Origin of the sequence: Butyrivibrio sp. INlla16 (genome assembly GCF_900104155.1) — a bacterium.
Taxonomy (GTDB): domain Bacteria; phylum Bacillota; class Clostridia; order Lachnospirales; family Lachnospiraceae; genus Butyrivibrio.
Genome location: NZ_FMYB01000096.1, coordinates 1 through 7,142 on the forward strand (window position 1 = coordinate 1; position 7,142 = coordinate 7,142).

Annotated in this window: 7 protein-coding genes and 1 pseudogene; 1 reads left to right on the plus strand and 7 read right to left on the minus strand. The window is 43.7% G+C overall.

Annotation, left to right across the window (positions count from 1 at the left end; translation table 11 throughout):
• Positions 1-325 precede the first annotated feature (325 nt).
• The 7 genes from BLR42_RS21440 to BLR42_RS21470 all read right to left on the minus strand — a co-directional run bounded on the left by BLR42_RS21440 (position 326) and on the right by BLR42_RS21470 (position 6,786).
• Positions 326-2,590 carry a fibronectin type III domain-containing protein gene (locus BLR42_RS21440; RefSeq protein ID WP_091873623.1) on the minus strand — a complete coding sequence of 755 codons (2,265 nt, stop codon included), beginning with the start codon at positions 2,588-2,590 and terminating at the stop codon, positions 326-328.
• 123 nt (positions 2,591-2,713) lie between these two features.
• Positions 2,714-3,343, minus strand: a complete 630-nt coding sequence (gene sigH, locus BLR42_RS21445; RefSeq protein WP_091873624.1) for an RNA polymerase sporulation sigma factor SigH — start codon at positions 3,341-3,343, stop codon at positions 2,714-2,716.
• A 39-nt stretch (positions 3,344-3,382) separates the two neighbouring features.
• On the minus strand, positions 3,383-4,198 hold the full coding sequence (gene rlmB / locus BLR42_RS21450) for a 23S rRNA (guanosine(2251)-2'-O)-methyltransferase RlmB (protein ID WP_091873626.1): 816 nt from the start codon (positions 4,196-4,198) through the stop codon (positions 3,383-3,385).
• Positions 4,199-4,768: 570 nt separating this feature from the next.
• Complete coding sequence (locus BLR42_RS21455; RefSeq protein WP_242876654.1) at positions 4,769-5,203, minus strand: Mini-ribonuclease 3; 435 nt, start codon at positions 5,201-5,203, stop codon at positions 4,769-4,771.
• Positions 5,193-5,738 carry a 2-C-methyl-D-erythritol 2,4-cyclodiphosphate synthase gene (ispF, locus tag BLR42_RS21460; protein ID WP_091820676.1) on the minus strand — a complete coding sequence of 182 codons (546 nt, stop codon included), beginning with the start codon at positions 5,736-5,738 and terminating at the stop codon, positions 5,193-5,195. Before ispF ends, BLR42_RS21455 begins: the two co-directional genes overlap by 11 nt.
• A gap of 33 nt (positions 5,739-5,771) precedes the next feature.
• Positions 5,772-6,077 (minus strand): AzlD domain-containing protein, encoded by a 306-nt coding sequence (locus BLR42_RS21465; protein ID WP_091873627.1) that lies wholly within the window; start codon positions 6,075-6,077, stop codon positions 5,772-5,774.
• The gene (locus BLR42_RS21470) at positions 6,070-6,786 is read right to left on the minus strand and encodes an AzlC family ABC transporter permease (RefSeq protein WP_091873629.1); all 717 of its coding nucleotides are present in this window, start codon (positions 6,784-6,786) and stop codon (positions 6,070-6,072) included. The genes BLR42_RS21465 and BLR42_RS21470 overlap by 8 nt, the downstream gene beginning before the upstream one ends.
• 159 nt (positions 6,787-6,945) lie before the next feature.
• Between BLR42_RS21470 and BLR42_RS23405 the strand changes: the two are divergent.
• Positions 6,946-7,142: pseudogene (locus BLR42_RS23405) on the plus strand (transposase); the annotation flags it as partial.

Here is a 7,142-nt window from a genome sequence, read left to right on the forward strand (position 1 = left end):
ATCAGCCCGATATAGGTATCCACAGGCTGGGGGTATTTTTTCCCCGGAACCCTTTTCGATGTACGCTTGTACAGGTAATATGAATCACCTTTTTTCTTGATGGTAGTCCCCTTAACGCGTTGTGCCTGAACCCATTCTGGATATACTTTTTCAGTCTTCATACCTTCCTCCTTTCGTATAGGTGGCGTATACCTATACTTTAGGTATATTATACCTCTACAGAGCAGAAAAAGGAAGAGGGAAAAGCACTTTTGTATAATGCTTTTCCCTCTAAGTTTCATCGCTAAAAGACCCTATATTTATTTTGCTTCATGAAACAACCCTATTATTTCACTGTAATCTTTATAGTCTCAGTAGTCTTCTTTGTTTTTCCGTATGCCGCAACTGTAACTTTAAATTTATATACTCCCTTGGGAGCACCCTTCTTCATTGTGACGGTGACTTTTCTGCCCTTAACCTTGAAATCGGCAAATTTCTTAAGCTTCTTGGCCGATGCGTTCTTAACCGTGATCTTGCCCTTAAGCTCAGGTGCCACTTTTAAAGTAACTTTCTGATTCTTTTTCTTAAGAGCCGATACCTTGAAGGTGTCCTTGGAAGCTGTGATCTTTGATTCAGGCTTTTCATCAGCTTTTGTATCATCTGCTTTTTCGGCTGCCACGTCAGCAGTTTTTTCCGAATCGGTTGTATTTACTGCGGGCTGTTTCTTATCGGATGATTCAGCAGAAGTATTCTCTGTGGCAGCATTCTCACTATTCTGGCTGTTTTCGTTGGTGTTGTTATTTGTATTTTCAGTGGTCATGCCAGTCTCAGTAGTCTTACCACCAGCCTCTTCCTTGCCGGAACCACCGGTCTGGCCGGTTGCCTTTTTCTTTAAATAGTTTGTGCCTGTCTCGTCAGCATAGAAATATTCAGTGCCATTGTTAACCTTGCCGTCTTCAAAATACTGATATCTGTAAACAACTGCAAAAATGTATTTCTTGGAATTGTCAATTCCGAAAATTCTCATCTTTGTGCAGGGAAGATCTGCGTTTTCAGAATATACTGTGACACTCTTACTACTATACATAAGAGCCGAATAAGCCTTTTCAATATCCTTTGCATTACCACTCTGAGGAACTTCTGTGTATTTTACACTAATTATTCCTGTCCTCTGCATTTTACCAAAATATTTTTCAAACACAGACTGGCTGATAAAAGCATTGGACGCCTCTGTCCAGTCGAGTAATACTGTACCGTTTTCTCTTTTTACAGAGCAGTCATACATATATCCGGGCTGTTTGTTTGTGGAAATATCCTTTGAAGCTGCGATTTTCCCAGAATCGCCCTTAGTCTTAAGTTTATATGTAACATAACATCTGTCACAATGAGCACCTGTCGTTTTCCAACCGCATCTCATAACGATGCTGTACTGAGTTCCGGGCTTAAGTCCGGTTATCTTGTAGCTCTTTGCTCCCTTGTCTACCTTAATCTGTCCTTGATCTGAATTTTGCAGCGCCTTACGCATGTAAGGTCCTTCGTTATATCTGGATCCAAATTGTTCCCAGTCAGCATGCGCATCATAGTTTGACTCTTCAGCATAGCCTATATAAATTCTGCCTGTATCATTAGCAGCTACCACATTATGGTTAGTCCAGTCCAGCGTGATACTGTTTTCGTCTGAAGTAACATCACACTTAGCATATAACCTTGAAGAACCTGATCCTTCCGTTATCACGATCCTGCCATTATGTGATGAATCCTCTCTGGAATTGTTGGAATATCCCAGCTTGTTATCTCCAACGTCATCAGAATAGCTGCCCGCAGGAGCGGTTCTAAGACTTCCTGCTTCTATATATTCATCAATATAAGGGGATGATTTTCCGTCTGCCTTTTTATAACTATAAGTCAGTAAAACAGAAACCGCATACGCAGTATCAGGCTTAAGTCCTATATATCTCTTAGTTGTATAACTTACGTTGTAAGTTCTTCCGATTTTTGTTGAACTGTTTCTTGCGGCAGCTATCGCAGCGCTCTCGCTTCCGGTCTGCTCCGCAATTGAGCAGGTAACACCCTGAACGTGCAAATTGCTTCCGCCTATTTCTTTTATCGCTTCTTCAAGCTGCTTAACAGCACCAGAAAAGTCCACATAAATTGTGGTATCTGAACGGCCCGCCATTTTCATCGTGTATGAGTTGTCACTTCTGGTACTAACAACATGCCATATACTTGAAGAACCACCGCCACCACTGCTGTGCTTTGTGTGAAGGTCAATATCAACTCTGTAGGTCGTCGCCTTCTTAAGGCCTGTAACAGTACTCTTATAAGTTGTCCCCGGTACCGTATAGCTCTTAATTTGTTTCATGCCGCTCCCATCGGCATTCACCTCAAAAACCTTAATCTGAAAAGGTTCATAGGTGCTGGTGCCTCCATTCTTGTCGCACCATGCCAAAAAGCTTTCTGCCTTCTCACTCCAGTCAAATGAAATCGAATCCTGGGTAACCTCAGTGAAATAGAACTCCCCCTGAGCCCTGACATTAAAAGAAGTCATGCACAGCGCGCAGAAAAAAGCGCATAGCATGACTATACACGTTGAAACTTTTACTCTCTTCATACCTTCCTCCCAAATATAGCTTTCCCCCTAGGAAAAATTATATATTAGGCCGGTATGATTGTCTCCTTAAGAATTGCTTAATTTTATAGTTTTAAAAGTAAAAGGTAACAGAAAAGCCCTTTATTATTTTGCAGAGTTTCCGTTAACATACTTCCTGATCTTGTTTTTCAGCCTCTGCAGTGCGTTATCGGTGGACTTTTCATCACGCCCTAAGACTCTTGCTATCTCAACATAGCTCATGCCGGTCAGATGGAGCTCTAAAACAGCCTGCTCAAAATCGCTAAGGCCGTTTTCGATGAATTTCTCGATATCTCTGGTGTTCTCGCGGTCGATCATCATGGATTCCGGATCGTTGTCGTTTATATTTTCCAGAACCTGATCCAGGGAAAATTCCTTGTCCTCCTCGGAATCTCCGAGTTTGGAGTAAAGCGAGATGTAGCCGTTAAGCGGAGCGTGCTTTTTTCGGTTGGACGCCTGAATTGCGGTATACATCTGCCTGGATATGCACAAATCGGCAAAGGTCTTAAAGCTGGCGTCGCGCCCTGCGTCGTAGTCGCGGACAGCCTTAAACAGGCCTATCATACCCTCCTGAATGAGGTCATCCTTGTCTGCCCCGAGAATATACATGGATGCAGCCTTGGTCCTGACCAGATTCTTATACTTATTCATTATGTAGTCTGTTACGTCCGATTCTCCGTCGCGAAGCCTTGTGATAAGCTCCTCATCGGTCTCATCGCCGGTTATTTTTGACATGTAAATCCCTCATAAAAAAGTTGTGAATTCCGATACTTTTTATTTTCCGTATCCACCGCGCTGTCTTACAATTTCAAAACCAAGAACTCCCGCAGCCACAGAAGCATTGAGGGAGTTAATCTCTCCCTTCATGGGAATGGCAGCGATCATATCGCATTTTTCACGTACAAGCTTGCTGACACCCGAGCCCTCGTTTCCGATTACAAGTCCGATGGAACCCTTGAGATCGAGGTCGTACATAGGCTGACCGTCCATATCGGCACATACAAACCACATGCCGCGGTCTTTAAGGTCCTCAATTGTTCTCGCCATATTGGTTACCTTAACCACCGGTGTATAATTAAGCGCGCCGGCACTGGTCTTGGCAACAGTTGCGGTAAGACCGACCGCACGGTTCTTCGGGATTATAACCCCGTGAGCTCCGGCGATATTGGCTGTTCTGATGATGGCACCGAGATTGTGCGGATCTTCAATGTTATCCAGCAGAAAAACGAAGAGTGATTCGCCCTTTTCATCAGCAAGATTGAAAATATCATCTATCTCGGAATATGAATAAGCCGCCGCATAGGCAATGACTCCCTGATGCGCACCTGTCTCTGAAATCTGGTCAAGTCTGTCCCTTGAAACAAACTTCATCATGATGCCGGCTTTTTTGGCTTCTTTTCTTATCGTCGCGATCGGGCCGTCCTGACATCCGTCAAGGATCAGAATCTTATCTATTGTCCTGCCGCTTCGAAGCGCCTCTATTACAGCATTTCTGCCTTCAATGGTGAGGCTTTCAATGTCATTTTCCTCTCTTCTGGTATGCTTGTCGTTTCTTGAATGTTTGTAGTCGTTTCTCTGATTATCTCTCATATCTTCACCTATTGAGCCAATTCTCTGTTTAAATAATTAGGCTCTGTTTCTTGTTATTTATTACTATTTCTTGTTTTAATCTATTCTTGCCAATATTATTTTGAATATAATAATTTCTTGGTATGAATTCCTCTACTAATTACCAAGATTAGTTTGTTTTCTTGATTATCTTGGTCCGGGAAAAACTAATTGTTACCAAGATTTTACTCATTTTTTGATTATCTTGGTACAATACTAGCTACTATTTACCAAGATTTTCCTGTTTTTCTATTTTTCTTGGTAAATCTTAGACTGTGCTGTACCAAGATTTTTGCATTTTTACCTTTTTCTAGGTATTGCTATGTCTGCTCTTTACCTTGATCTATCCGCTTTTCATATTATCTTGGTAATCGCCCGTCTTCTCTTTACCTTGATTTATCCAATTTCCTTATAATCTTGGTAATTAACTGCCTACTCCCTACCATGATTTTCCATCTTTTCATGTTTTCAAGGTAATCGTCGCCAAAAGCTAAGATTATGCCTTGAACCTATGCTGATGTAATGCCACTCCAGCCTATCCCGCCACAATAATTATCTATCGATAACTTCAATACCCTTTTTCAGAAGCTCTATCAGTCTGTCCAGATCACCTTTCAAATAAAGGTATCCGCAAAGAGCCTCGAGGCCGGTGGCCTTGCGATAGTCCGTGACGCTCTGGTTCTTGGCACTCGTGTAGGACTTTGCGTTGCGGCCGCGCTTGTAGGCGTCAAGCTCCTCCTCGGTGAGGTCGGGCTCTAAAAACTCAATGATTTTAGCCTGGGCTGCGGCATTGACATATTTCACTTTTATCTTGTTGAGCTGGCCGGCGGGTCTGTTGGCCTCCTGAACAACAATGCTGCGGATGATTATCTCGTAGACGCTGTCTCCCATAAAAGCAAGAGCCAACGGGCTATATCTGTTCATGGGTTCACCCGGCACACCAAAGTTCTCGCGAATTATAGCCGCAAGGTCAATATTATTGTCCACAGCAGCATCCTCCTTCAGGGGCTTCGCCGGTCTGGAAAGTCACGTTTCTTGTTGTAAATTCGATGGGGCTTGTAAGAAGGCAAATGGCTTGGGCTGCTATTCCCTCACCGGCGCCGGTAAATCCAAGACCTTCCTCAGTTGTAGCCTTAACGCTGACCTGAGCGATATTGATTTCAAGCGCATCGGCGATATTCTGGCGCATAGTGTCGATGTAAGGGCGAAGCTTTGGTGCCTGACACAAAATTGTGGAGTCGATGTTCTCTATGAGATAGTGATTATCCTCAAGCATTCTGCCAACCTCCGAGAGCAGTTTTAATGAATCGGCGCCTTTATACTTAGGGTCCGAATCAGGAAAATGCTTGCCGATATCTCCGAGCGCACAGGCGCCAAGAAGCGCATCACTTATGGCATGAAGCAGAACATCCGCATCGGAATGACCAAGGAGCCCCTTTTCATAAGGTATCTCCACGCCGCCAAGGATGAGCTTCCTTCCCTCAACCAATCTATGTACATCATAACCTGTTCCTATATGCATGTTTATTAACCTCCGTTAATGCAACTTTTCTAATTAGATTAAAAACCACTCCGCCACAAAAACCGCAGCACAGACTGCAACTGCTACCGTAAGAAGGCTTCGCTTCCTGAAGGATAATCCCAGGGCTACCGCAAAACCTATCACCGATGCGCGCATGGAATCTGACGCATGGATGATAGCGGGAAAAGTCATAGCTGCCAGCGTCGCATAGGGTACGTAGTACAAGAATGACTTTACAAAGCGTGAGTTGATATCTCTTCTTATAAGTGTGAGCGGCAACATTCTGACAAGATATGTAACCAGTGCCATCACAAAAATATAGCCGAATATGTTATGCATCTGCCGTGTCCTCCTCTGTTCTTGGTGCGAAAATTGCGGCAGCTGCTGCGATCACGACCGTTACTATAATAATTCTGAAACCCGATGAAATAGAACTTAATACCGGAGCATATGTGAAAACCGTACTCATAACCATGGCTCCTATGACAACCGCCATAACCGCACCGTTTTCACTGGCTTCCGGGATTATAATCGCAAGAAACATTCCATATATTGCAAGTCCCAGCGCACTGATAAGCCTCTGGGGCATAATCTGTCCCGCGAATGCTCCAAGGAAGGTTCCTAGTACCCATCCAAAAACCGAGCAAATAATAAGTCCGTAGGAATAGGCGGGTTTCAGGCGCCCTTTTCTGGTGACACTAAGTCCGAAAATCTCATCCGTAACGCCGTACGCTACAAGGCATCTTGATAGTGTACCGACTTTTGATGAAAACTTCTGCGACAGCGCCGTGCTCATTAGCATGTATCTGATATTGACCACCAACTGCAACAGCGCCATCTCGGCGTAGGTTGCATTAGTAGCTATGAGGTCGAGGGATGAAAACTGCCCCGCGCTCGTTACATTTGTAAGTGACATAAGAGATGCCTGAAAAACGGTCAAACCTGCTTCCGCCGCCTGAATGCCGAAGGCAAAGGATACCGCAAGGTATCCGAGGCAGACGGGAACTGCATCCCTTAAGCCTTCTATAAATTCGTTTTCTTTTTCCATAATTCTCCCCTCATCCGTCAGCTGGTAGTGTCAAATTTACTACCTCTTTTTTGTTCTAAAGCCTTGATTTATCGGGAGTTCAAAATAAAATGAGCATTGACCTCCCTTTTTGGTATAATGTCAGCGACCAAACTCACAAAAAACCAGGAGACAATGCTCGTGAACATTATACTTTATTTACTTGAAATCATCCACCAACTCTATCAGCAGAATTGCTGGCTGGTAAACTTCATATGCAGATATATACCGCTAAAACAGTGGGCTTTCGACGATTCCCATTCTCCCAAATATCAAAAGTTCAAAGTTGATAAGCTTCCCGTCATCATAAAAGTAGAGCCATGGGATTACCGTGATTT